A 22,214-nucleotide genomic window follows, 5' to 3' on the forward strand; every position below is an offset into this window, starting at 1 on the left:
TGCGTCTTGCGCAAAGATCAGCATGCTTCCCCATCGAATCGGCTGAGTAGCCCATCGAAGATTTGCTCGCGGGCGACTTGTCCCTTGGCTGCGGCGTCGTCTCGTTGTCGTTCGAGGGTGGGCCGGAACTCGATGGTTGTGACGAAGAAGGTGCAGGACTCGCAGATCGACTCGAAGTGGCAGTCCATCTCGACGGGCCGGGCGCAGTAGCCGTTGCCGAGCATCCGGCGGTGCATCTCGCGGCGGAGTTTGCCCATCTCGGAGCCCTCGGCCTCGGCGGGTAGCCGTCGCGTGGCGTCGTAGCTTTATCCGGAGCAGATCGAGGCGGTGCAGGCGCTCACCGGAGCCGTGTCCGTGGCACCGCAGTCGTGGGGCGCAAGCGCTTTCGGGACGGCCGCGTTCCTCCGGGCGTGGGCGGCAGCACCGGGGTTCCGGCTGGTCAAGTAAAGATCAGCCAGCTACCCGCCAGACACGCCGACGCGAGCGGTGCGGAGTTGCCCGTGTGGCTCTTGCCGGTGCCGAGTCTCCGATCAGGCAGAACGGTAAGCCCTTTCTCATCCAGTCGCAGCCGCCGAGGGCGTGAACGACGGCGGGGTCGACGCTGGGGTTCGCGGCGAAGTCGAACGCTCAGGGCCTTGTCTCGGGGGAACGCGACGGCCTTGATGCGGTGTTCGGAGCGGCGCCGGTTCCGGTCATCGCACTCAGCCATGAGTAGGTCGGCAAGGAATCCGCGATAGGTCATCTGGTCACGGGCGGCGGCTTCGGCGAGGTCGGTGGACTGAGTGCGGTTCGTGCGCAGGGACGGGGTGAGTTCAATCTTCGCCGGCTGGTGCTCGACGATAGGCGCGTGGAGATCCTCGACCTGCTGCGGCCGGAGGTAACCAAGCCGCACGTTGATCCCGCCGCGCGGGCTTCCTGGCTCGTCGCCGTGCACGAGGCGATGAGGAGCGTCGGCGGTGCCGTCGTCGCCGCTGCCGAGGGGCCGGCAGCGGGCCGCAACCACTACCGGCTGGGCGTGGAAACCCGTGATGGTGTCACAGGGGTCATCCTGCTCAACGCGGCCGCGCTGTTGGTCGCTGCGGCCGAAGCGGCCGACCCTCAAGAGGTCGCCATGGCGTTCGTCGCAGTGCCTGGGAGCAAGGTTTTCTCCGACCGAGGCTTTCAGGTGGCCGGCCCAGCGCAGCTCAATGAACCACTCAGCGAACGCCATCTGCACGCGCTCACTGCGGATGAGCGGCGTGACGTGGCCTACCATCGTCCGCCGCGACTCGGAGATCTGTTGTTCAACTGGTTCGACTGACGCGTGATGTCATGTGGCAGAGCACGACGGAGTGGGCGCCGGCGATAGTGCCGATCGTGAACTTCCCTCTGGACGGGCTGAGACCAGCCGCGACGGCTCGGGCGGCAGATCCGTCCGGTCGCGGCGGCGGCTATGTTCGCCGACCGGCCCTCGTCCGGGACGCCATCCCGAGCATGAGCAGCGCTAATAGGGTGACGGCGGCGCAGACCAGGAACACCGCGCCGTAGCCGAGCCGGGTTGCCGAGCCGACCGCGATGATCGGCCCGGAGACGATCGCGCCGACGCGGCGGGTGTTCACGTACAGGCCGGAAGCGAGCCCCGGGCGCGGAATGATCTCCTGGAACAGGGGCAGTCCGACACCGGCGACCGCGGCGAAGAACCACGCGTTGAGCACCTGCAGACCGATCAAAACCATGGGACCTTTCGCGTACGGCATGGCCAGGTAGTACGCGATGCCGGCCAGGCAACCGACCGCGATCAGGCCGGTCGCCGAGAAGCGGCGGCTCAACCGTCCGATGGCCAGCAGGGCCGGGATCTCACACGCCGCGGCCACGCCCAGCGCGATCCCGGCCCAGGCGACGTCGAGGTGCATCCGATCGGCGACGAACAACGCCATGATCGACACGACGGCGCTGTTGGTGGCCTGCAGCGCGACGAAGACGACCAGAATCGTGGCGATGTGGCCCCGGCGAACCGGCCCGCGGTCCTCGGCGTCGACGGGAACCGGGGGTGACGCCGCGTGGGTGCGGAGCAACCCGGCGGTCGCGGTGATGGTGAGGACGGCGACGGCGGCCAGCAGGACCAGGACCGCCTTCGGCTCCGACCCGGTCAGGACGAACGCGGCCAGCGGCGGCCCGGCGACCCAGGCGAACGAGACGACCGCCCGGGTGCGAACCACCTCCGGCGCGGCGGCGCCACTGTGCTTGAGATGGGCGAACAGCAGCGAGTTGCCGACGCCGGCCGGGCCGCCCAGCACGACCAGGGCACACACCGCGACCGGCAGCGATGTGGTCACGGCCAGCAGCCCGGCCAGCGCGAGCGTCAGCACGGCGCAGGCCAGCATCGGCCGTACATAATCGTGTTTTTTATCCGCGTAAGCGGGCAGGATCAGGGAAGCGACGAAACCGCTGGCGTTGTAGACCGCGAGCGCGCCACCGACCTGGGCCGCGGATGCGCCGAAGACGCCGGCGAGCAGGACCGCCAGGACCGGGTTGAGCAGGGCGAACTGCAGGCCCCAGAGCAGTGCGGCGGACGGGATGAGCAGCCGCCGGCTGTCGTACGCGGGGATGGGGTTGACCTTCGGCCGATGGGAGCTGAAGTACGCCCGTACCCCGTCCCGATTGTCCATAAGGCCAGGTTAAGCAGCTGATTCGGCGTGAGGGGGTCCCTGCTGGTACCCCTTTGGGCGGTGTCTCCCTGACCGCCGCGGCGGGGTGTTTGCTGGTAGGCACGTCAAGCTTCACGCCGCCTCGCAGCCCCGGGAGTTGATCGGCAGCGACGAGTTGCCTGGATCCGATGGGCCGGCTCCGTCCGTACCGAATCGGGGTGAAGGTTTTGAAAGGAATGTCGTGATGGCTGAACCGATGATGACCACCTGGACCGGCGAGGAACTGACCGCCATCGGCGGCGCCGAGGAGCTGGGGCTGGCGACTCCGCGTGGTGACGGGACGATGCGGCCGTACGTGACGATGTGGGTGGCCCGCGCCGGTGACGAGCTGTACGTGCGCTCGGCTCGTGGCCCGGCCAACGGCTGGTATGTGCGCGCGCTGCGCGCCGGGGCGGGCCGGATCCGAGCCGGCGGCCTGGAACGCGAGGTCACTTTCGCGCCGGCTGAGTCGGACGTGCACCCGGGCATCGACGCCGCCTACCACAGCAAATACGACCGTTACGGGCCCGCCATCGTGGGTTCCGTCGTGGGGGAGCAGGCCCACGAGGTCACCATCCGCCTGCTGCCCCGTTCCTGAGAGGACCTTTTCCATGACCACCGTCCCGAACCTGACGCTCAACAACCGCGTCGAGATCCCCGCCATCGGCCTCGGCGTCTTCCAGACCCCGCCGGACGAGACCCGCGCCGCCGTGCAGGCCGCCCTGTCGACCGGCTACCGGCACATCGACACGGCCGCCGCCTACGGCAACGAGCGCGAGGTCGGCGAGGCCATCGCCGCATCCGGCCTCGACCGCTCCGCGGTCTTCGTCGAAACCAAAATCTGGATCAGCGATTACGGGTACGACGAGACGCTGCACGGCTTCGACAAGAGCGCGGTCAAGCTCGGCGTCGAGCAGATCGACCTGCTGATCCTGCACCAGGCGCTGCCGTCGGACTTCGACAAGACCCTGGGCGCCTACCGCGCGCTGGAGAAGCTCTACGCCGACGGGAAGGTCCGGGCGATCGGCGTCAGCAACTTCATGGTCGACCACCTGACCGCCCTGCTCGACCAGGCAACGGTCGTGCCGGCGGTCAACCAGATCGAGGTGCACCCGTACTTCGCCCAGCGTGAGGTGCAGGAACTCGGCGCCGAGCAGGGCATCGTCACCCAGGCCTGGTCACCGATCGGCGGCATCACCTTCTACCGCGACAGCGAGCACACCAGCACGCTGCAGGACCCGACGATCGGGGAGATCGCCAAGGCGTACGGCAAGAGCCCGGCCCAGGTGATGCTGCGCTGGCACCTGCAGCAGGGCCGCCAGGTCATCCCGAAGTCGACCAAGCCGGAGCGCATCGCCGAGAACTTCGACGTGTTCGACTTCGAGCTCACCGCCGAGCAGCTGGCCGCGATCGACGCCCTGGATACCGGCAAGCGCGGCGGCCCGGAACCGGAAGCCATCACTCTGGAGACGTTCGGCCGGCCGATCCCCGAAGCCTGAATCTTACGAAGGAGCACCATGCACAACGCGAAGCTCGGAGACCTCGAAGTCGCTCGGATCGGCCTGGGTGCGATGGGCATGTCGCACGGCTACACCGGCGCCGGCAGTGACGACGCCGAGTCGATCCGCACCATCCACCGTGCCATCGACCTCGGGGTCACCCTCATCGACACCGCCGAGATCTACGGCCCCTACACCAACGAAGAGCTCGTCGGCCAGGCGTTGAAGGGCCGCCGCGACCAGGTGGTTCTGGCCACCAAGTTCGGCCTCGTCTCGCACGGCGGGGCCGGAACGTGGAACCTCGACAGCAGCCCGGACAACATCCGCACCGCCGTCGAGGGATCGCTCACGAGGCTCGGCACCGACCACATCGACCTGTACTACCAGCACCGGGTCGATCCGAAGACGCCGATCGAGGACACCATGGGCGCCCTCGCCGACCTCGTCGAACAGGGCAAGATTCGGTACGTCGGACTGTCCGAGGCCTGGGTCGACACCATCCGCCGCGCGCACGCCGTGCACCCGGTCACCGCGTTGCAGTCGGAGTACTCGCTGTGGACACGGGACCAGGAAGCAGTACTGCCAGTGCTGCGTGAGCTGGGCATCGGCCTGGTGGCGTACTCGCCGCTGGGGAAGGGTTTCCTCACCGGCGCCCTGCGCACCCCCGCCGACGTGGAGAAGCTCGACGACAGCGACTTCCGCAAGACCAGCCCGCGTTTCATCGGCGAGAACTTCCGGCGCAACCTGCGCCTGGCCGACCAGGTGCAGGAGATCGCGGACCAGGTGGGCGCCACCCCGGCCCAGGTGGCGCTGGCCTGGCTGCTGACCCGGGGCGACGACATCGTCCCCATTCCCGGCACGAGGCGGGTCAGCCGGGTCGAGGAGAACGTCGCCGCGGACGCGATCACGCTCACGACCGAGCAGATCGCCGCCCTCGACGCGCTGCCGGTGGCCGAGGGCGGCCATCACACCGACGAGCAGATGCAGATGATCGAACGCTGAACCGCACGGGCCGGGCGGCTGCGCACAAGGTTGGCGGGTTTCCGGTATACGAAGAGCAATCACCGGTGGTGGTACGGGTGATGTCGCGCCGATAGTGGCGGCATGGCTGAAGTGGAGAAACGTACGGCGGTCGTCGTTGTCGGAGCAGGGGTCGCCGGTCTCACGGTCGGCAATCTTCTTCGGCGTAACGGTGTCGACTGCATCATTCTTGAACGCCGTTCGCGTGAACATGTCGAGGCGCGGCAGCGGGCGGGGACGCTCGACACCCGCGGGGTGCGGTTGTTCCGGGAGTGGGGGCTGGCGGAAGTGCTGGACGCCGGCCCCACTACGGAAGTGGAGGGCAGCTTCTTCATCGACGGCCACGCGATGCCGATCGAAGTCGACGAGGACGACAACGAGAGCATCTTCATCCCGCAGCAGTTTCTGGTCCGCCGGCTCGCCGACATCTTCCTGCGCGAGGGCGGGGAGATCCGCTACCAGGCCGACGTCGAGCCGAGCGGCATCGCCGGTGCGAGCCCGGCGGTGCGATACCGGGACAGCACCGGTGCGACGGTGGTCCTTCACTGTGACTACGTCGCCGGCTGCGACGGTGATCGCGGCGCCACCCGCGGGAGCATCCCGGCCGGTGTGCTCACCCGGTATGCGTACGAGTTCAAGTACTCGTGGCTGAGCGTTCTGGCCGCGGTGCCGGGAAAAACCTCCGGCATGGCCATCCACACCCGTGGCCTGGCCGGTCTGATTCCCCGAGGTGCCGAGAACAGCCGTATCTACCTGCAGTGCCCGGTCGGGGACACGGTCGCGCAGTGGCCCGACAAACGGGTCTGGGACGAGTTGGAAGCTCGTGTCGGTCAGTCGCTGGGCCGGGGCGAGATCCTCAGCAAGGAGGTCGTCGCCCTACGCGGCGTCGTGCACGAACCGATGCACCACGGGCGCGTCTATCTGCTGGGCGACGCCGCCCACATCGTGCCGCCGATGAGCGCCAAAGGCATCCACCTGGCCCTCTTCGACGCCGAGACCTTCGCCAAAGCCGTGATCGCGCAGGTCAGAGACGGCGATCCGAGCCTGCTCGACTCCTATTCCGACACCTGCCTGGGTCACGTCTGGAACTACCAGGCCTTCGCCACCTGGATCACCGACCTCATGCACAACGCCGGCGATCCGTCCTCCGAGGGGGAGTTCCGTAAGCAGGTCGCCCGGGCGGAGCTGCGCCGCCAATTCGAGTCCGAGGCGGCGAACCGGGTCTTCAGCGAACTCACTTCCGGAACCGCCTGAAAAGTGAGCCGAGGTCGGCTCATCTGACATCGTTGCGCAGGTTCGCCTGGTATCGGCCCGGAGTCTGGCCGACGACCTCGGTGAACGCCTCGATGAAGCTGGTCGGGTTCGACCAGCCACACATCACGGCGGTCTCCGTGACCGAGCGGCCGTCAGTGAGGTGGATCAGCCCGTGGTGGATGCGCAGGATGGTGCGCCAGCGGTGAAAGCTCATGCCCAGCTCGGCGTGAAACAGACGGCTGAGGGTGCGCTCGCCCGCTCCTACGGCCCGGCCCAGCTCGGCCAGGGTGGCGTTGTGGCCGGGGTCGGCGTGCAGGCGGTCGGTGACGGCCCGCAGCCGGTCGTCGCCCGGTTCGGGCAGGTGAAGGGACTGCTCGGGGGTTTCGACCAGCTCGTCGACGGCCACGGCGCGGAGCCGGTCGTACGCGCCGGGCCGGGTCTCCGGCCGGTCGGTCAGGGCCAGCAGGACCTCGCGGAGCACGGGGCTGACCGCGAACACGCTGGGTTGCGCGACCAGCTCGGCGCAGAGGTCGACCGGGATGGCGACGAGACGCACGTCGGTCTCGCCGTAGAAGCGGTGAGCGTGCTGGAAACCCGGCGGCGTCCAGGTGACCCGGTTGGCGGGGGATACCCAGGTACCCCGCTCGGTGGTGGTGGCCAGGGCGCCGGCCGCCGCGTAGACCAGCTGACCCTCGGGGTGCGAGTGCATCTCCATGTGGAAGCCGTGCGGGAGCCAGCCGGCTCCTGCGGGCGTGCCTTCGGGCACCGCGTCACGCCACGAAGAGGGCTGGCGGATTTCCGGCATCGCCGGTCAGGATACTGCAAATCAGCAATCCCGGAAGCCGGACTGTCGCCACCGCTCATGGCTGCGCGCGGGCGAGCCACCGGTTCGGGTCCCGGCGAACCTGATCGATCGAGCTCAGCGCGGCGCCGATCACCGCGGCGTCCGGACCCAGCGGCGCCGGTCGTACCTGCACCGGCGCCCACCGGTCGCTGAGCACCCGGGCCCGGATCTCACGTTCGACACCCTCGGTCAGCCACGACGCGAGCAGCGAGTAGCTGCCGCCGAGCAGCACCGTGTCCACCTCGACCAGGTTGAGCAGGGCGGACACGGCGACCCCGAGCGCGCCGGCGGCCCGGTCGAGCGCGGTCAGGATCGCCGGGGATCCCGCCGAGACCATCTCGTCGATCGCCACCGCGGGGGCCGGCGCCGAGTCGTCGCCGCCGGCCGCGGCCAGGATCTCGCGCAGTCCGGCGTAGCTCTGCAGGCAGCCGGTCGCTCCGCAGGCGCACGCCGGACCGGTGCTGTCGACCATGACGTGGCCGAGGTGGCCGCGGGAGCCACGCTGTGGGCTGCCGTCGAGCACGACGCCGGCGCCGATGTCGAACTCACCGCTGACGCAGACGAAGCTGCGCAGGTCGGCCGCGCCGGCGTACAGCTCGCCGAGCGTGGCCAGGGCGACGTCGTTGCCGACCACGACGGGCGCGCTGATCAGGGCACCGAGCTCCGTGCCGGCGTCGACGTCGCGCCAGCCCAGGGCCGGTGCGAACCGCACCAGGGAACCGTCTCGTACCGGGCCCGGGGCCGCGAACGTCGCGCCGACCACGGTGAGGTCCTCGGCGGCCGCCGCCGCGATGGCCTTGCGCGCCATCGCGGCCAGGCTGTTCAGGGTGTCGGCCGGTGGCACGTCGCGGCCGGTGTGCGCGGCGAAGTCCAGGTGACGCACGGCGCCGGTGAGATCGACGACGCAGGCTGAGAGCACCCCGGTCCGGATGTCCAGGCCGAGCCCGGCCGGTCCGGTCCGGGCCAGGCCGAGTCCGACCCGGGGGCGTCCGCTGTTGCCGGAGCGGGCCGGCTCGGCTTCGACGATCAGACCGGCGCCGAGCAGCTCGTCGACGATGCGGGAGATCGTCGGGCGCGTCAGGCCGGTGCCGGCGGCCAGCTCGCTGCGGGAGATCGGCGCCTGCCGGGCGTCGACGATCTGCTGGAAGGTCAGGCTCAGGTTGTGGGCGCGCAGCCCGTCCTGCCGGATCGGGGTGTCGGTGGTGGGGGCGACCCGGTGCACCGGGCGGATCATGAGGCCAGGTCGGCGGCGTAGGCGGCGGCGCGGTCCGCGTCGACCGGGCCGTCGGCGATCACGGTGACGACCTGCCGGGCCAGCGTCGCGCCGGGGTCGAGCAGCAGCGGGTGTTCCCAGGTGAGGGCGGACCCGATGCCGAGATAGTCGCGGGTGCGCACGAACCACCGGTCGTCACGGGTCTGCAGACTTCCGGCGATGAAGACCAGCGTCCAGTCCGGGCCGGACACCGACAGCCAGGGGGCCCGCCGTCCATGGATGGCCGCCACGCCCTCGCCGTGGGGGGAGGTTATCCGGCTGTCGCCGGCCGGGGCGCGCCAGAAGAAACCGCCGTAGCCGGCGCCGGTACGCCCGTGCGCGGCCGGGCTGCGGATCGGCAGCGGCTCGGTGGTGGCGTTGGTGAGTGCGAACCCGTAGCTCAGCGCCCAGGCGTCCGGCCCGGCCGGGCGGCAGGTCAGGTCGCGGCGCTCGGTCAGCAGCAGCCGCCCGTCGATCGCGGTCCAGCGCAGGGTGTGGTTCAGCCGGGTGTCGGTTCGCCGCAGCCAGCGCACGTGTTGCTGGGCTCCCTGGTTGTCGAGCCAGGCGGGGCCGTGCCCGGGTATGAAGGTGCGCCCGCCCCAGAAGTTCGCGCCGTCCACCTCGGCGACCGCGACGCTGACACCGAGGTGGTGCCGGTGCGAGGCCGGCATCAGCTCGGTGACGGTCACCCCGGCGAGGGTGCGGACCGGGTGCAGGTACGGCCGGGGTGACAGCGCGACGGGCAGGTCGGGACGCCACGCGTACTCGGCGACGGGGCGGCCGGCCAGACGCAGGACTGCTGTGGCGTCACCGGTCACGGGTGCCTCCGGGCGGGTCGGGCGATTCCTGAGCAGGATAGTCATCGGCGCGCTCAGATGCGGGGACGCCAATCGTGGCCGAGGTACGCGTCCACCGTGTACCGCCCGGCCTGTCGCGGTGACAACTGTGGCCGTCCGGGGCCGGTCACCGCGCCCGGGCCGGTGTCGGCGTATTCGGCGAAGCGGGGCAGCGGGTCGCCGCTCCACGCCGCGGCGGCCGTCGCCGGACCCAGTTCGCTCTCGCGGACGACGACCTGGGCGAGGGTGCCGGCGGCGCCGGGCCGGCCCAGCAGCCCGGTTCCGGTGATCACGCAGTGGGTGAGCAGGATGCCGTACCGCTGCGTGGCCGGGGTGTCGGCGGCGGTGACCGCGCCGGTCCCGGTGGTCAGCGCGCACCCGTCGAGGACCGCGACGGCGGGCCCGGTGATCAGGTCGTTCTCGGCCTCGACGGCGCAGTCGCGCAGGTAGGTGCGCCCCCGCTCGGCGCGCAGCGGGCCGGTCAGGCGTGTGCCGTCGAGCAGGCTCCGGTCGCCGGCCGAGCGCAGCGCCGGTGCGGTGGTCGCGTCGATGGTCAGCCCGCGCAGCGTCGTCCCGCTGCCGAGCAGCGTGACCGTTGCCGCGTCGGCGCCCAGCAGACCGCCGTAGAACTTCTGCGCGGCCGGGTCCAGGTCGTAGGCGACGATCGCGTCGGCCGGCCCGGTGACGGTCACTCCGGCCTGGTCGGGCCAGATGCGCACCTGCTCGCGGTAGAAGCCCGGTGCCAGTGCGATGGTGACCGGCCCGCGGGCGTCACGGGTCGCCCCGAGGGCGGCCAGCAGACTGCCGTAGTCGCCGGTGCCGTCCAGCGCGACGGTGATCGCCCGGGGTGTGCGGTGCACGGTCGGTGCCGGTCCGGCGTACCGGGTGACCAGGTCGCGGACCCGGGAGGCGGGGTCGGGGGAGTAGGGGTAGAACGTGGCCGGGTCGAACGGCACGCCGGCCCTGTCGTTGCGGCCCGGGCTGGCCGTGAACAGGTTGCGGCGCCCGGTGAGCGAGGCCGTCGCGTCCTTGACCACGAGCGGGTCGTTCACGTGGTCGAAGACGCTGTCCTCGACCAGTACCCGGGCGTTGTTGCGGCTCATCGTGCCGTACTGGGTGATGTCCTGCAGGTAGTTGTCGAACAGGTGCGCGGCGGCGGTGTTGTCCAGGCTCCAGTTGCGCTGCACGGTGTTGCGGATCCAGTTGTGGTGCGCGGTCAGCCGGGTGATCACGTTGGCGGTCCAGCCGACGCCGAGAGCCTTGTTGATGTCGCTGATCACGTTCCAGGACAGGGTGATGTAGTCGCTGTCCTTGCGGATGTCGATGCCGCCGTCGCCCACGCGTTCGATGCGGGTGTGGTCGATCCAGACGTGGTGGGCGGTGTCCAGGCGGATGCCGTCGTTGTCGTTGTCGGCGCGTTTGCCGTCGAAGTCGCCGGGGATGTAGGAGTCGCGGATGGTCAGGTTCCGGATGATCACGTTGTGCGTGCCGTTGAGGAACAGGCCGCCGCCGACGAGTTCGGCGCCCGGGCCGGCCCCGATGATCGTCTTGTCGGAGGCGACGGTGATCATGTCGCCGAACGGATCCACGCGGATGCTGCCGGCCACGGTGACGACCAGGGGTTCGGTGGCGGCGGCGTAGGAGCGCAACTGGTCAAGGGTCTGCGCGCGGACGGTGGGCCCGGCGGCCCCTCCGGTGGTGGCGTGCCCGTCCGGTCCGGCCACGGCGGCGAAGCCGATCGGCCGGTCGGTCCAGGTCACCGGCGCGTCCGTGGCGGCCGGCGCCGGGGGCAGCAGCAGGGCGACGGCGACGAGTTTCGCGATCATGTGTCCTCCAGCGGGCTGACCAGGAAGCGGTCGAAGGTCGCGTGGCCGCCGGGTCCGGCGGCGAACAGGCCGAGGGTGGCGCCGATCCAGACGCCCGGGGTGGCGGTGAACGGCGGGTCGCACACCCACCGTTCACCGCCGATCTCCGCGGTGAACCGGACCGTCGCCGGTTCGGTCACGGTCACGGCGAGCCGCACCCCTGCTCCCGCCGGGACCGCGACCGGGTTCGCCGCGTCCTGTTCCGCCTCGCCTTCGGCTTCGGCGAAGCGGCAGGTCAGATACGCGCCATCGGACCGGTGGTCCAGGCCGATCCAGGCGTACGTACGGCCGTGCACCACCAGTCCCGCCCGCGCTCCGGCCGGGGCGTCGAGTCGCAGCCCGGTCTCGGCGCGCAGCCGGGGGCCGGGCAGCCGCTGGCCGAGCACGTCCGGTCGGCGCCGCAGGTCGTCGTCGCCGGGCCGGCAGGCCAGTCGCAGCCCGCCCTCCGGGTTCGGCCGCACCCGGCCGATACCGGGGTTGGCCGGCCAGCTCCACTGCGCTCCGGGCCGGCCGCCGGGGAACGTGTCGCTGGTGACCGGCGCGCTCGGGCGGCCCGAGCCGGGCATCGGTTTACGGTGGCCGGCGACCGGGACACCGTGGTCGCCGAGCTGCGGCCAGCCGTCGCCGGTCCAGCTCATCGGCTGCAGGTGCACGACCCGCCCGTACGCGCGAAGGTCCTGAAAATGCACGAACCAGTCCTCGCCGGCCGGGGTGCGCACCCATGCCCCCTGGTGCGGGCCGTTGACCTCGGTGTCGCCCTGGGCGAGCACGATGCGCGGCTCGTAGGGGCCGAACACGTCGCGGGAGCGCAGGGCGTACTGCCAGCCGGTGGCGACGCCGCCGGCCGGGGCGAAGATCCAGTACCAGCCGTCGCGCCGGTACCACTTGGGTCCTTCCAGGGTGCGGCAGCCCGGGATGGCGTCGCCGTCGACGACCGGGGTCGCGGGGCCGAGGGGCTCGGCGAGGTCGGGCGTCATCTCGTACGCGGAGAGCCGGTTGTTGAAACCGCACCGGCTGCGTGCCCATGCGTGCACCAGGTAGGCCCGGCCGTCGTCGTCCCACAGCGGGCACGGGTCGATCAGTCCGCGTCCGGCCAGGATCAGCCGTGGCTCGGTCCACGGGCCGGCCGGGTCGCTGGCGGTGGTCAGGAAGATGCCGTGGTCCGGGTCGGGGTAGCAGATCCAGAACCGGCCGTCGTGCCGGCGCAGTGACGGCGCCCAGACGCCGCAGCCGGGTTGCGGGGTGGCGTGCTCGGCGGGCAGCCGATGCAGCGCGTGCCCGGCGATCCGCCAGTTGACCAGGTCGGTGGAGTGCAGCACGGGCAGGCCGGGGACCCGGTTGAAGCTGGAGGCGGTCAGGTAGAAGTCGTCGCCGGAGCGGATCACGTCCGGGTCGGACCAGTCGGCGTACAGGATCGGGTTGCGGTAGGTGCCGTCACCGTTGTCGGCGATCCACGGCGCGCTCACGACCAGGCCTCCGCCGCCGCGATGGTGGCCGGGGTGGGCGGGCCGTCGGCGATCACGACCCGCAGCCGGCGGGTGAAGACCTCGCCGGCCGCGACGACCAGGCGCCGGTCCCAGGCGATCGCGGAGCACACCCCGGCGTAGTCGTCGGCGCGGACGAACCAGGGATCGGCCTGCGGTGTCGGGGCCAGGAAGATCAGTGTCCAGGCGTCGCCGCTGAGCACGACCCAGGCGTCGCGGCTGCCGTGCACGTCGCCGTCGGACTGCTGCCCGAAGGCCCGGACGGGGTCCGGCCCGGCCGGGGCGCGCCAGAAGAAACCGCCGTACCCGGCGCCGGTGCGCCCGCGGGCGGCCGGGCTGTCGATGGTCAGGGCCGTGCCGGTGGCGCTGCGCAGCGTGTAATCGACCTGCAGCAGCCAGGCGTCGCCGGTGAGCTCGTGGACGGTCAGGGCCCGCTCCTCCCGGGCCAGGGCCGTGCCGTCGTGCCCGGTCCAGCGCAACTGGTGCTCGACGCGGTCGCCGGAGCGGTGCAGCCAGCGGTGGTGCTGCTGACGCCCGTGATTGTCCAGGTGGGTCGGTCCGTGGCCGGCGACGTAGGTGCGCCCGCCCCAGAAGTTGGCCTCGTTGAGGGCCGGCACGGCGATGCTGGCGCCCAGGTGGTGCCGGTGGTCGGCGGGCATGAAGCCGGTGACCGTGGTCCCGGCCAGGGTGGTGACCGGGTGCAGGTAGGGCCGGGGCGAGACGCTGGTGGGTAGCTGAGGGTCCCAGACGTAGCGGGCGACGACGCGGCCCGCGCAGTGCAGGTCGTGTGCCTGAACGTTCGGCATGAGCGGCAAGTTACCGACGCCGCCCGAGTTACGTCAACCACTGCAACAAATTATGTGCCGGGCTGTTGACATGGACTTAGCTCGATAGATAAAACACTGAAACAAATCTGTTCGCCGATCGGGAGGATCGACCGTGACCCATGTCGACAGTGGCGCCGGACTCGGCCGGCGTCAGGTGCTCAAGCTGGCCGGCCTGGCCGGAGCGGCCGCCGCGCTGCCCGCCTGCGGCCGTGGGTTCGGGGGCAAGGGCGGCGACGACGGCAAGATCGAGATCAACATGGCGTGGTGGGGCGACGCGCAACGCGCCGAGTTCACCCAGAAGACCCTGGACCTGTTCCAGGCGGCCAACCCCGGCATCCGGGTGCGCACCGAGTACCAGGACAGCAGCCCGTACAAGGACAAGCTCGCCGCGCGGTTCGCCGCCGGGGACCCGCCGGACCTGCTGGCGATGCGCTTCGACAGCCTGCGCGAGTACACCGACCGCGGCACCCTGCTCGAACTGGGCGCGCACGCCGACCGTCTCGACCTGGCCGCGCTGACCCCGCAGGCCAAGGCCCTCGGCCAGGTCGGCGCCGACACCTTCGGCGTACCGTCCGGGCTGAACACCATCGGCTTCGTCGTCGACAAGACGCTGACCGACAAGTACGGCGTCGAGGTGCCCGACGGCGACACGTGGAGCTGGGATCAGTACGCCGACTTCGCCAAGAGGGTCACCAAGGCCAGCGCCGGCCAGGTGTACGGATCCAACTTCGAACCGTGGACCGTCGCCAACCTGCTGGTCTTCGCCCGCCAGCGGGGTGAGGACTTCTTCACCCGCGACGGGCGGCTGGGCGCCACCGCGGCCACCGTCACCGCTTGGTACCAGCTCAGCGTGGACCTGCGGGCCCAGGGCGGTCTGCCCCCGGCCGGCTTCATCGACCAGAACAACGGGACCTCGCCGGCCCAGTCCTACCTGGCCAAGAAGTCGATCGCGTCGCAGATCATCCCGACCAACAACCTGTTCGGCTACAACCAGGCGTGCGGAGGCAGCCTGGCGCTGCTGCGCATCCCCGGCGAATCCCAGGCGAAGCAGCGCGGGCAGTCGGTGGACACCCCGGCGCTGTGGTCGATCGCGGCCAGGACCAAGCACCCGCAGGAGACCCTCACCCTGCTCAACTTCCTGATCAACGACGCCGAGGCGGCCAAGGCCGCGGGCGCCACCCGGGGCGTGCCGCCCAACCGGGCGCTCGCCGTGCAGACCGCGCCGACGCTGGACCCGGACAGCCGGCGCTCCGCCGAGTTCCTGACCCAGCTGCAGGACGAGGAGCTGCCGCCGTCGTACCCGTACCCGGTGGGCGCCAGCAAACTCACCAACATCCTCAAGGTGATCAGCACCGAGGTGGAGTTCGGGCGGATGACCCCGGCCGACGCCGGACAGCAATTCGTCACCGAGGCGCACAAGGCGATAACCACGTGACCCGGCAGGACCGTGCCGGCTATCTGTTCCTGCTGCCCTGGTTCGGCGGGACGCTCTTCATGATCATCCCGTTCTTCGCGTCGCTCTACCTGGCCTTCACCGACTACGACCTGCTCACCCCGCCGCGCTGGGCCGGACTGGCCAACTTCCGGGAGATGTGGCACGACGCCACCCTGCACACCTCGCTGGGGGTCACCACGATCTACACCCTGGTCTCGGTGCCGCTCTCGCTCGCGGTCGCGCTGGCCGTGGCCATGGTGCTCGACCGCGGCGTGCGCGGGCTGGCGATCTACCGCAGCATCTACTACCTGCCGTCACTGCTGGGCGGCAGCGTCGCCGTGGTCATGCTCTGGCGCTACATCTTCGGCTACCACGGCATCGTCAACGACTTCCTGGCCTGGTTCGGCATCCAGGGGCCGGGCTGGTCGACCGACCCGCGATACGCCCTGAGCACGCTGATCCTGCTGCACGTGTGGACCTTCGGCTCACCCATGGTGATCTTCCTGGCCGGCCTGCGGCAGATCCCGGCGATGTACTACGAGGCGGCCTCGATGGACGGCGCCTCGTCCTGGCGGCAGTTCCGGTCGATCACACTGCCGCTGCTGAGCCCGATCATCTTCTTCAACCTGGTGCAGTCGCTGATCGCCTCGTTCCAGACCTTCACCCAGGGGTACGTGATCAGCAACGGCAGCGGCGGGCCGGGGCAGTCGACGCTGTTCTACAACCTGTACCTGTACCAGAAGGGCTTCGCCGAGTTCGACATGGGTTACGCCTCGTCGATGGCCTGGCTACTGCTGACGATCATCGCCGGGTTCACCGCGATCAACTTCCTGGCCGCCCGCTGGTGGGTGTTCTATGACAACTGACACGACGGAGAAGACCCAGGTCGGATTCGTTCCCGTACGGGATGAGCAGGCCCCGCCGACCAAGAGACCACGGTTCCTGCGCCACCTGCTGCTCTGCGTCGCCGGCCTGGTCATGATGTACCCGCTGCTCTGGATGATCTCCAGCTCGCTCAAGCCCAGCAACACCGTCTTCACCGACGAGTCGCTGTGGCCGGCCGCCTGGGACCCGGGCAACTACGCGCGCGGCTGGACCTCGCTGAGCGAGCCCTTCCAGATCTACCTGGTCAACTCCCTGGTCATCGTCACCCTCAGCATCGTCGGCAACCTGCTGTCCTGTTCCCTCGCGACGTTCGCGTTCGCCCGCCTGCGCTTCGCCGGCCGCAAGATCTTCTTCGCGATGATGCTCGGCACCATGATGCTGCCCGGGCACGTCCTGGTCGTCCCCCAGTACGTGCTCTTCGACAAGCTCGGCTGGCTCAACACCTACTACCCGCTGCTGGTCCCGCACTTCCTGGCCACCAACGGCTTCTACATCTTCCTGATGGTCCAGTTCATGCGCTCGCTGCCGACCGAGCTCGACGACGCCGCCCGCATCGACGGCTGCGGCCCGTTCGGCACGTTCTGGCGGGTGATCCTGCCGCTGTGCCGGCCGGCGTTCGCGACCACCGCGATCTTCACGTTCATCTCGGTGTGGAACGAGTTCTTCGCCCCGCTGCTGTACCTGACCGACCCGCAGCTCTACACCGTCCCGCTCGCGCTGCGCCAGTTCATGGACTCGGAGGGTCAGAGCCAGTGGGGCGAAATGTTCGCGATGTCGTTCGTCTCGCTCGCGCCCGTCATCGGCTTCTTCATCGCCGGCCAGAAATACCTGGTCAAGGGCATCGCCACCACCGGACTGAGGTGAACCCGCGTGAAACTGATGCACCTGCTGGCGGCCGTCGTCGTGTCGCTGCCGCTGGCCGGCGTCCCGGCCGGCGCCGCCCCGATCTACCTCGACCGCTCCTACTCGCCGGCCGAACGCGCCGCCGACCTGGTCTCCCGGATGACCCTGGCCGAGAAGGCCACCCAGCTCAACAGCAGTCAGGCGGCCGCCGTCGCGCGGCTCGGCGTGGCCGCCTACGGATGGTGGAACGAGGCCGGGCACGGCGTCGCCCGCGAGGGCACCCGCAACGGTGGCGGCCCGCCGACCCTGCTCAACACCACGTCGTACCCGGTCAGCCTGTCGCTCGGCGCCACCTGGAACCCGGAGCTGGTCTACCGCGAAGCCTCGATGATCTCGGACGAGACCCGGGAGATCTTCCGGCAGAACAAGCTCGACCTCGGCCTGTACTCGCCGACGGTCAACCTGGCCCGCGACCCGCGCTGGGGCCGCAACGACGAGGCGTTCAGCGAGGACCCGGTGCTCACTGCCGCCCTCGCCGGCCAGTACGTGAACGGCCTGCAGGGCCAGAGCATGACCGGCGACCCGCTGCCGGAATCCGGCGGATACCTCAAGACCATCGCCACGCTCAAACACTTCGCCGCCAACAACAGCGAGTACAACCGGACCACCGGCAGCTCCGACGTGGACGAGCGCACCCTGCGCGAGTACTACACGGCCCAGTTCCGCGACATCATCGCGGCCAGCCACCCCGGCTCGATCATGAGCGCCTACAACCGGGTGAACGGCACCCCCGCCCCGGCCAGCACCTACCTGCACGAGACCCTGGCCCGGCAGACGTTCGGGTTCGGCGGCTACTTCACCTCCGACTGCGACGCGGTCTACATCATGCAGTCCGGCCACCACTGGCAGCCGCCTGGCGCGACGGAACCGGTGAACGAGTTCACCCGCACCGCGTACGCGCAGTCGGCCGGCGAGGACCTCAACTGCAACGCCGGCTACAAGGACGGCAAGAACTACGGCACGACCATCCCGGCCGCGATCGACCAGCACATCTCCACGTTCACCGGCATCTACAACGAGAACGACGTCGACGTCTCGGCCGTGCGGCTGTTCACCGCCCGCATCGCCACCGGCGAGTTCGATGCCGAGGCCGAGGTGCCGTGGGTCGCCGCGGCCCGCGCCCGGCTGGCCCCCGGCACCTGGACCAACACCGAGGCCAACAACGCCGTCACGCAGACCCCGCAACGGCTGGCGATGGCCCGCGAGGTCGCCGCCGAGAGCCTCGTGCTGCTCAAGAACGACGACAACGCGCTGCCCCTGCGCGTACCCGCCACCGGCGGCTACCGGGTCGCGGTCATCGGCACGTACGCGCATCCGGCCACCCTCTACCTGGGCGGCTACAGCAGCATCCAGGGCCCGTCCGGGCAGGCGAAATCGGTCAGCGGATACGCCGGGCTGAAAGCCGCGATCCAGGCCGTCAACCCGGGCGCCACCGTGGACCTGCTCACCGACAGCGCCGCCGCGGCCGGCTACGACACCGTCATCGTCTACGCCGGCACCGACGAGACCACCGCCCGCGAGTCGCACGACCGTACCGACCTGGCCCTGCCGAACGGACAGGCGCAACTGATCCAGCAGGTCGCGGCGGTCAACCCGCACACGATCGTCTACCTGGAGACCGTCGGCCAGGTCGACCTGACGCCGTTCGCCGGCCAGGTCCCGGCGATCCTGTGGAGCTCCTTCAACGGCCAGCAGAAAGGCGCCGCCCTGGCCGATGTGGTCACCGGCGCGGTCAACCCGAGCGGCCACCTGCCCTTCACCTGGTATGCCGACGCATCCCAGCTCCCGCCGATCGGCGACTATGCGATCCGGCCCACCACGACCACCCTCGGCCGCACCTACCAGTACTTCACCGGCGAGGTCGCCTACCCGTTCGGACACGGCCTCAGCTACACCCGGTTCCGTTACTCGCATCTGCGTACCGACGAGCGCCAGGTGGACGCCGACGGCACCATCCGGGTCACCGCCGAGGTCACCAACACCGGCCGGGTGCCCGGCGCCGAGGTCGCCCAGCTCTACGCGGGCACCCCGCAGGCCGCCGACCGGCCGCGCCGGCGTCTCGCCGGTTTCCAGAAGATCACCCTCAAACCCGGCCAGACCAAAAAGATCACCTTTCCCGTACGGGTGAGCGACCTCGCCTACTTCGACGAGTCCGCCGGCCGCTTCCGCGTCGACACCGGCCGCTACGAGCTGCTGCTCGGCGCGTCCAGCAGCGACGTCCGCGCTCGTACCGCCGTCACCGTGACCGGCCGGCTGCACGCGACACCCCGGTTCGTCACCGCCCGGCCGGTCGTGACCGGCGACGCGGCCGCCGGCATCTCCCAGCGGGTGAACTTCGCGCCCGGCGCCCGCATCGACCCGCAGCTGACCGTCGCGTTCAGCGACGACAGCCGGGCCGGCTACCGCACCCTAGGCGACAGCACCCCACTGCCCGCCGACCTGCGCATCCGGTACGAGTCCAACCGCCCCCAGGTGGTCTCGGTCCGGAACGGCGTGCTCACCACCGAGCAGGCCGGGGTGGCCACGGTCACCGTGACCGTCCACCAGCACGGCAGGACCGCCCGCGGCACGTTCGTCGTCCTCGTCCGCGCGTCCTGAATCCCCCCGTAGGAAGGACCATCCCCATGCGAAGAACCGCCGCGCTCGCTCTGGTCGCCGCGGCCGCCGTCCTCGGCGTACCGTCCCCGGCGTCCGCCGCCCCCACCACCGGCGTCGCCTACCAGCTCAAGGTCACCAAGTCCGGCCTGTGTCTCGACGTGCCCAGCGCCTCCACCGCCAACTCCGTGTTGTTGCAGCAGTGGGGTTGCACCGCGAACTCGGCGTGGCAGCAGTTCACGCTGGTCGCGTCCGGCTCGAACTATCTGATCAAGAACGTGAACAGCGGCAAGTGCGTGGACGTGCCGGACTTCTCGACGGTGTCGGGTGTGCAGGTGCAGCAGTACACCTGCGTCGGTAGCCAGACCAACCAGCAGTGGAAGCTGACCGCCAGCGGCACCGGTACCTACCAGGTGATCAACGTCGGCAGCGGGCTGTGCCTGTCCGACAAGGACGCGTCCACGTCGTCCGGTGCGGCGATCATCCAGGAGACGTGCACCGCCAACACCAACAAGCAGTGGGCCTTCGTCACCGCCTCGACCGCCGGGGCCACCGTCGCGAAGGACGGCAGCGGCCAGTACACCACCGTGCAGGCGGCGATCGACGCGGTGCCGGCCGGCAACACCACCCGCCGGACCATCACCATCGCGCCCGGCACCTACCGCGAGATCGTCACCGTCCCGGCCAACAAGCCGTACATCACGCTGCAGGGTCTCGGGTCGTCGGCGAGCCAGACGGTCATCGTGAACAACCACAGCTCGGCCGGCGGCTACGGCACCTCCGGCAGCGCCAGCGTCTTCGTCAACGGCGCCGACTTCGCCGCCACCAACCTGACCATGTCCAACGACTACGGCGAGGGCAGCCAGGCCGTCGCGGCCAACCTCAACGGCGACCGGTCGGTCTTCGACAACGTGCGGTTCCTCGGCGCGCAGGACACCCTGCTGATCAACAACTACCGGGCGTACGTCAAGAACAGTTACGTCGAGGGCACCGTCGACTTCATCTTCGGCGGCGGCACCGCGGTCTTCAACGCCACTGCGATCTACGAGAAGCGCAGCACCGGCGGCCCGATCACCGCGTCCAGAACCGATGCCGCCAACCCGTACGGCTTCCTCTTCTACAAGTGCACGATCACCGGTGCGACCAACAACACCACCCAGCTCGGCCGGCCCTGGGGCGCCGACGCGCAGGTGCTCTACCGGGAGTCGAACCTGAGCGCGACCATCGCCACCGCCCAGCCGTGGATCGACATGTCGTCGAACTCGTGGAAGAACGCCCGCTTCCTCGAGTACAAGAACACCGGCTCCGGAGCGACCGTCAACAGCAACCGGCCGCAGCTCGCGGACTCGCAGGCGGCCAACTACACCCCGCAGAAGTACCTCGCGGGATCCGACAACTGGAACCCGGTGGGCTGATGATGCGCCGACTCATCACACCCCTGCTGATCCTGGCGGCGCTGCTCGTCGCACCCACCCCGGCATCGGCCGCCCCCACCACCGGCGTCGCCTACCAGCTCAAGGTCACCAAGTCCGGCCTGTGTCTCGACGTGCCCAGCGCCTCCACCGCCAACTCCGTGTTGTTGCAGCAGTGGGGTTGCACCGCGAACTCGGCGTGGCAGCAGTTCACGCTGGTCGCGTCCGGCTCGAGCTATCTGATCAAGAACGTGAACAGCGGCAAGTGTGTCGACGTGCCGGACTTCTCGACGGTGTCGGGTGTGCAGGTGCAGCAGTACACCTGCGTCGGTAGCCAGACCAACCAGCAGTGGAAGCTGACCGCCAGCGGCACCGGTACCTACCAGGTGATCAACGTCGGCAGCGGGCTGTGCCTGTCCGACAAGGACGCGTCCACGTCGTCCGGTGCGGCGATCATCCAGGAGACGTGCACCGCCAACACCAACAAGCAGTGGGCCTTCGTCGCCGCGTCCGGTCGCACCTGGCCCGCGACCCCGGACGGATTCGCGAGCACCGGTGGCGGCACCACCGGGGGAGCCGGCGGCACCACGGTCACCGTCACCACCCAGGCCGACCTGGCCCGGTACGCCGCCGCGTCCGGCGCGTACGTGATCCGGGTGGCCGCCGCGATCACGATCAGCCCCAAGGGCACCGAGATCCCGATCAGCTCCGACAAGACCGTCGTCGGGGTCGGCACCTCGGGCCAGATCGTCGGCGGCGGCTTCTTCCTGGGCACTGGCGTCACCAACGTGATCATCCGCAACCTGACCATCCGCGACACCCGGATGGCCGACGACGACCCGGACGACAAGGTCTACGACTACGACGGCATCCAGATGGACACCGCCGACCACGTGTGGATCGACCACAACACGATCGAGCGGATGAACGACGGCCTCATCGACTCGCGCAAGGACACCACCTACCTGACCGTGTCGTGGAACGTCCTGGCCGAGAACAACAAGGCCTTCGGCATCGGCTGGACCGACAACGTCACCGCCCGGATGACCATCCATCACAACTGGATCCACGACACCAACCAGCGCAACCCGAGCACCGACAACGTCGCCTACGCCCACCTCTACGACAACTACCTGCAGAACGTCGCGTCGTACGGGAACTACTCGCGCGGCGCCACCAAGATGGTCCTGGAGAACAGCTACTTCGACACGGTGAAGGACCCGTACTACCCGGACTCGACGGCCCAGCTCAGGCAGAGCGGCAGCATCCTGGTCAACTGCACCGGCAACCAGGTGACGAGCGGGTCCGCGTTCACCCCGAGCAGTTTCTACTCCTACACCCTCGACGCGGCGGCCGACGTGCCGGCGCTGCTGCGCCAGTACGCCGGGCCGCAATCGAGCATCGGCGTTTGAGCGTCACGCGGACGAGATCTGAGGC

The 22,214-nt window shown here is 69.9% G+C and carries 20 protein-coding genes; 12 read left to right on the plus strand and 8 right to left on the minus strand.

Annotated features, from left to right (window positions below):
• Positions 1-17: 17 nt before the first annotated feature.
• Positions 18-257 (minus strand): hypothetical protein, encoded by a 240-nt coding sequence (locus ACSHV8_RS12990; RefSeq protein WP_436532695.1) that lies wholly within the window; start codon positions 255-257, stop codon positions 18-20.
• A 61-nt stretch (positions 258-318) separates the two neighbouring features.
• On the opposite strand from ACSHV8_RS12990, the gene ACSHV8_RS12995 reads away from it, so the two are divergent.
• Complete coding sequence (locus ACSHV8_RS12995; protein ID WP_436536753.1) at positions 319-447, plus strand: DUF6368 family protein; 129 nt, start codon at positions 319-321, stop codon at positions 445-447.
• 400 nt (positions 448-847) lie between these two features.
• Positions 848-1,300: a hypothetical protein gene (locus ACSHV8_RS13000; RefSeq protein WP_436532697.1), complete on the plus strand. Its 453-nt coding sequence runs from the start codon at positions 848-850 to the stop codon at positions 1,298-1,300.
• 130 nt (positions 1,301-1,430) lie between these two features.
• Here ACSHV8_RS13000 and ACSHV8_RS13005 read toward each other — a convergent pair whose 3' ends face one another.
• Positions 1,431-2,648, minus strand: a complete 1,218-nt coding sequence (locus ACSHV8_RS13005; RefSeq protein ID WP_436532699.1) for an MFS transporter — start codon at positions 2,646-2,648, stop codon at positions 1,431-1,433.
• Positions 2,649-2,871: 223 nt separating this feature from the next.
• Between ACSHV8_RS13005 and ACSHV8_RS13010 the strand changes: the two genes are divergently transcribed.
• The 4 genes from ACSHV8_RS13010 to ACSHV8_RS13025 all read left to right on the plus strand — a co-directional run bounded on the left by ACSHV8_RS13010 (position 2,872) and on the right by ACSHV8_RS13025 (position 6,439).
• Positions 2,872-3,264, plus strand: a complete 393-nt coding sequence (locus ACSHV8_RS13010) for a DUF2255 family protein (protein ID WP_436532701.1) — start codon at positions 2,872-2,874, stop codon at positions 3,262-3,264.
• A gap of 13 nt (positions 3,265-3,277) precedes the next feature.
• Positions 3,278-4,165, plus strand: coding sequence for an aldo/keto reductase (locus tag ACSHV8_RS13015; protein ID WP_436532702.1), 888 nt, complete (start codon positions 3,278-3,280; stop codon positions 4,163-4,165).
• An 18-nt stretch (positions 4,166-4,183) separates the two neighbouring features.
• Entirely contained in the window at positions 4,184-5,167 is a 984-nt protein-coding gene (locus ACSHV8_RS13020) for an aldo/keto reductase (protein WP_436532704.1), read from the plus strand.
• Positions 5,168-5,269: 102 nt separating this feature from the next.
• Positions 5,270-6,439 (plus strand): 4-hydroxybenzoate 3-monooxygenase, encoded by a 1,170-nt coding sequence (locus ACSHV8_RS13025; RefSeq protein WP_436532706.1) that lies wholly within the window; start codon positions 5,270-5,272, stop codon positions 6,437-6,439.
• A gap of 19 nt (positions 6,440-6,458) precedes the next feature.
• On the opposite strand, the gene ACSHV8_RS13030 is transcribed toward ACSHV8_RS13025, so the two are convergent.
• Genes ACSHV8_RS13030 through ACSHV8_RS13055 form a run of 6 tightly spaced genes read right to left on the minus strand, consistent with a single transcriptional unit; the run spans position 6,459 to position 13,526 of the window.
• The gene (locus ACSHV8_RS13030; RefSeq protein ID WP_436532708.1) at positions 6,459-7,244 is read right to left on the minus strand and encodes a helix-turn-helix domain-containing protein; all 786 of its coding nucleotides are present in this window, start codon (positions 7,242-7,244) and stop codon (positions 6,459-6,461) included.
• Positions 7,245-7,299: 55 nt separating this feature from the next.
• On the minus strand, positions 7,300-8,505 hold the full coding sequence (locus ACSHV8_RS13035; RefSeq protein ID WP_436532710.1) for an ROK family protein: 1,206 nt from the start codon (positions 8,503-8,505) through the stop codon (positions 7,300-7,302).
• A gap of 8 nt (positions 8,506-8,513) precedes the next feature.
• A complete protein-coding gene (locus ACSHV8_RS13040) occupies positions 8,514-9,353 on the minus strand; it encodes a PmoA family protein (RefSeq protein WP_436532712.1) in 840 nt (279 codons plus the stop codon).
• Positions 9,354-9,406: 53 nt separating this feature from the next.
• Positions 9,407-11,197, minus strand: a complete 1,791-nt coding sequence (locus tag ACSHV8_RS13045) for a pectinesterase family protein (RefSeq protein WP_436532714.1) — start codon at positions 11,195-11,197, stop codon at positions 9,407-9,409.
• Positions 11,194-12,702 (minus strand): family 43 glycosylhydrolase, encoded by a 1,509-nt coding sequence (locus tag ACSHV8_RS13050; RefSeq protein WP_436532716.1) that lies wholly within the window; start codon positions 12,700-12,702, stop codon positions 11,194-11,196. Before ACSHV8_RS13050 ends, ACSHV8_RS13045 begins: the two co-directional genes overlap by 4 nt.
• The gene (locus tag ACSHV8_RS13055) at positions 12,699-13,526 is read right to left on the minus strand and encodes a PmoA family protein (RefSeq protein WP_436532718.1); all 828 of its coding nucleotides are present in this window, start codon (positions 13,524-13,526) and stop codon (positions 12,699-12,701) included. Before ACSHV8_RS13055 ends, ACSHV8_RS13050 begins: the two co-directional genes overlap by 4 nt.
• A 133-nt stretch (positions 13,527-13,659) precedes the next feature.
• Between ACSHV8_RS13055 and ACSHV8_RS13060 the strand changes: the two genes are divergently transcribed.
• Genes ACSHV8_RS13060 through ACSHV8_RS13085 form a run of 6 tightly spaced genes read left to right on the plus strand, consistent with a single transcriptional unit; the run spans position 13,660 to position 22,189 of the window.
• Positions 13,660-14,982 (plus strand): ABC transporter substrate-binding protein, encoded by a 1,323-nt coding sequence (locus ACSHV8_RS13060; RefSeq protein WP_436532720.1) that lies wholly within the window; start codon positions 13,660-13,662, stop codon positions 14,980-14,982.
• A complete protein-coding gene (locus tag ACSHV8_RS13065) occupies positions 14,979-15,848 on the plus strand; it encodes a carbohydrate ABC transporter permease (RefSeq protein WP_436532722.1) in 870 nt (289 codons plus the stop codon). The genes ACSHV8_RS13060 and ACSHV8_RS13065 overlap by 4 nt, the downstream gene beginning before the upstream one ends.
• The gene (locus ACSHV8_RS13070) at positions 15,838-16,731 is read left to right on the plus strand and encodes a carbohydrate ABC transporter permease (protein WP_436532723.1); all 894 of its coding nucleotides are present in this window, start codon (positions 15,838-15,840) and stop codon (positions 16,729-16,731) included. Before ACSHV8_RS13065 ends, ACSHV8_RS13070 begins: the two co-directional genes overlap by 11 nt.
• A gap of 15 nt (positions 16,732-16,746) precedes the next feature.
• Positions 16,747-19,368, plus strand: coding sequence for a glycoside hydrolase family 3 C-terminal domain-containing protein (locus ACSHV8_RS13075; protein ID WP_436536755.1), 2,622 nt, complete (start codon positions 16,747-16,749; stop codon positions 19,366-19,368).
• A gap of 26 nt (positions 19,369-19,394) precedes the next feature.
• Positions 19,395-20,780 carry a pectinesterase family protein gene (locus ACSHV8_RS13080; RefSeq protein WP_436532725.1) on the plus strand — a complete coding sequence of 462 codons (1,386 nt, stop codon included), beginning with the start codon at positions 19,395-19,397 and terminating at the stop codon, positions 20,778-20,780.
• Positions 20,780-22,189, plus strand: coding sequence for an RICIN domain-containing protein (locus ACSHV8_RS13085; RefSeq protein ID WP_436532727.1), 1,410 nt, complete (start codon positions 20,780-20,782; stop codon positions 22,187-22,189). The genes ACSHV8_RS13080 and ACSHV8_RS13085 overlap by 1 nt, the downstream gene beginning before the upstream one ends.
• The last annotated feature ends 25 nt before the right edge of the window (positions 22,190-22,214 follow it).

It is taken from the genome of Actinoplanes sp. HUAS TT8 (genome assembly GCF_051380535.1).
Classification (GTDB): Bacteria; Actinomycetota; Actinomycetes; order Mycobacteriales; family Micromonosporaceae; genus Actinoplanes.

Excerpts from the sequence above, each read along its gene's own strand:
- ACSHV8_RS12990 (WP_436532695.1), bottom strand. The coding sequence starts at position 257 with ATGGGCAAACTCCGCCGCGAGATGCACCGCCGGATGCTCGGCAACGGC.
- ACSHV8_RS13005 (WP_436532699.1), bottom strand. The coding sequence starts at position 2,648 with ATGGACAATCGGGACGGGGTACGGGCGTACTTCAGCTCCCATCGGCCG.
- ACSHV8_RS13010 (WP_436532701.1), top strand. The coding sequence starts at position 2,872 with ATGGCTGAACCGATGATGACCACCTGGACCGGCGAGGAACTGACCGCC.
- ACSHV8_RS13015 (WP_436532702.1), top strand. The coding sequence starts at position 3,278 with ATGACCACCGTCCCGAACCTGACGCTCAACAACCGCGTCGAGATCCCC.
- ACSHV8_RS13020 (WP_436532704.1), top strand. The coding sequence starts at position 4,184 with ATGCACAACGCGAAGCTCGGAGACCTCGAAGTCGCTCGGATCGGCCTG.
- ACSHV8_RS13025 (WP_436532706.1), top strand. The coding sequence starts at position 5,270 with ATGGCTGAAGTGGAGAAACGTACGGCGGTCGTCGTTGTCGGAGCAGGG.
- ACSHV8_RS13030 (WP_436532708.1), bottom strand. The coding sequence starts at position 7,244 with ATGCCGGAAATCCGCCAGCCCTCTTCGTGGCGTGACGCGGTGCCCGAA.
- ACSHV8_RS13045 (WP_436532714.1), bottom strand. The coding sequence starts at position 11,197 with ATGATCGCGAAACTCGTCGCCGTCGCCCTGCTGCTGCCCCCGGCGCCG.
- ACSHV8_RS13055 (WP_436532718.1), bottom strand. The coding sequence starts at position 13,526 with ATGCCGAACGTTCAGGCACACGACCTGCACTGCGCGGGCCGCGTCGTC.
- ACSHV8_RS13070 (WP_436532723.1), top strand. The coding sequence starts at position 15,838 with ATGACAACTGACACGACGGAGAAGACCCAGGTCGGATTCGTTCCCGTA.
- ACSHV8_RS13075 (WP_436536755.1), top strand. The coding sequence starts at position 16,747 with ATGCACCTGCTGGCGGCCGTCGTCGTGTCGCTGCCGCTGGCCGGCGTC.
- ACSHV8_RS13080 (WP_436532725.1), top strand. The coding sequence starts at position 19,395 with ATGCGAAGAACCGCCGCGCTCGCTCTGGTCGCCGCGGCCGCCGTCCTC.
- ACSHV8_RS13085 (WP_436532727.1), top strand. The coding sequence starts at position 20,780 with ATGATGCGCCGACTCATCACACCCCTGCTGATCCTGGCGGCGCTGCTC.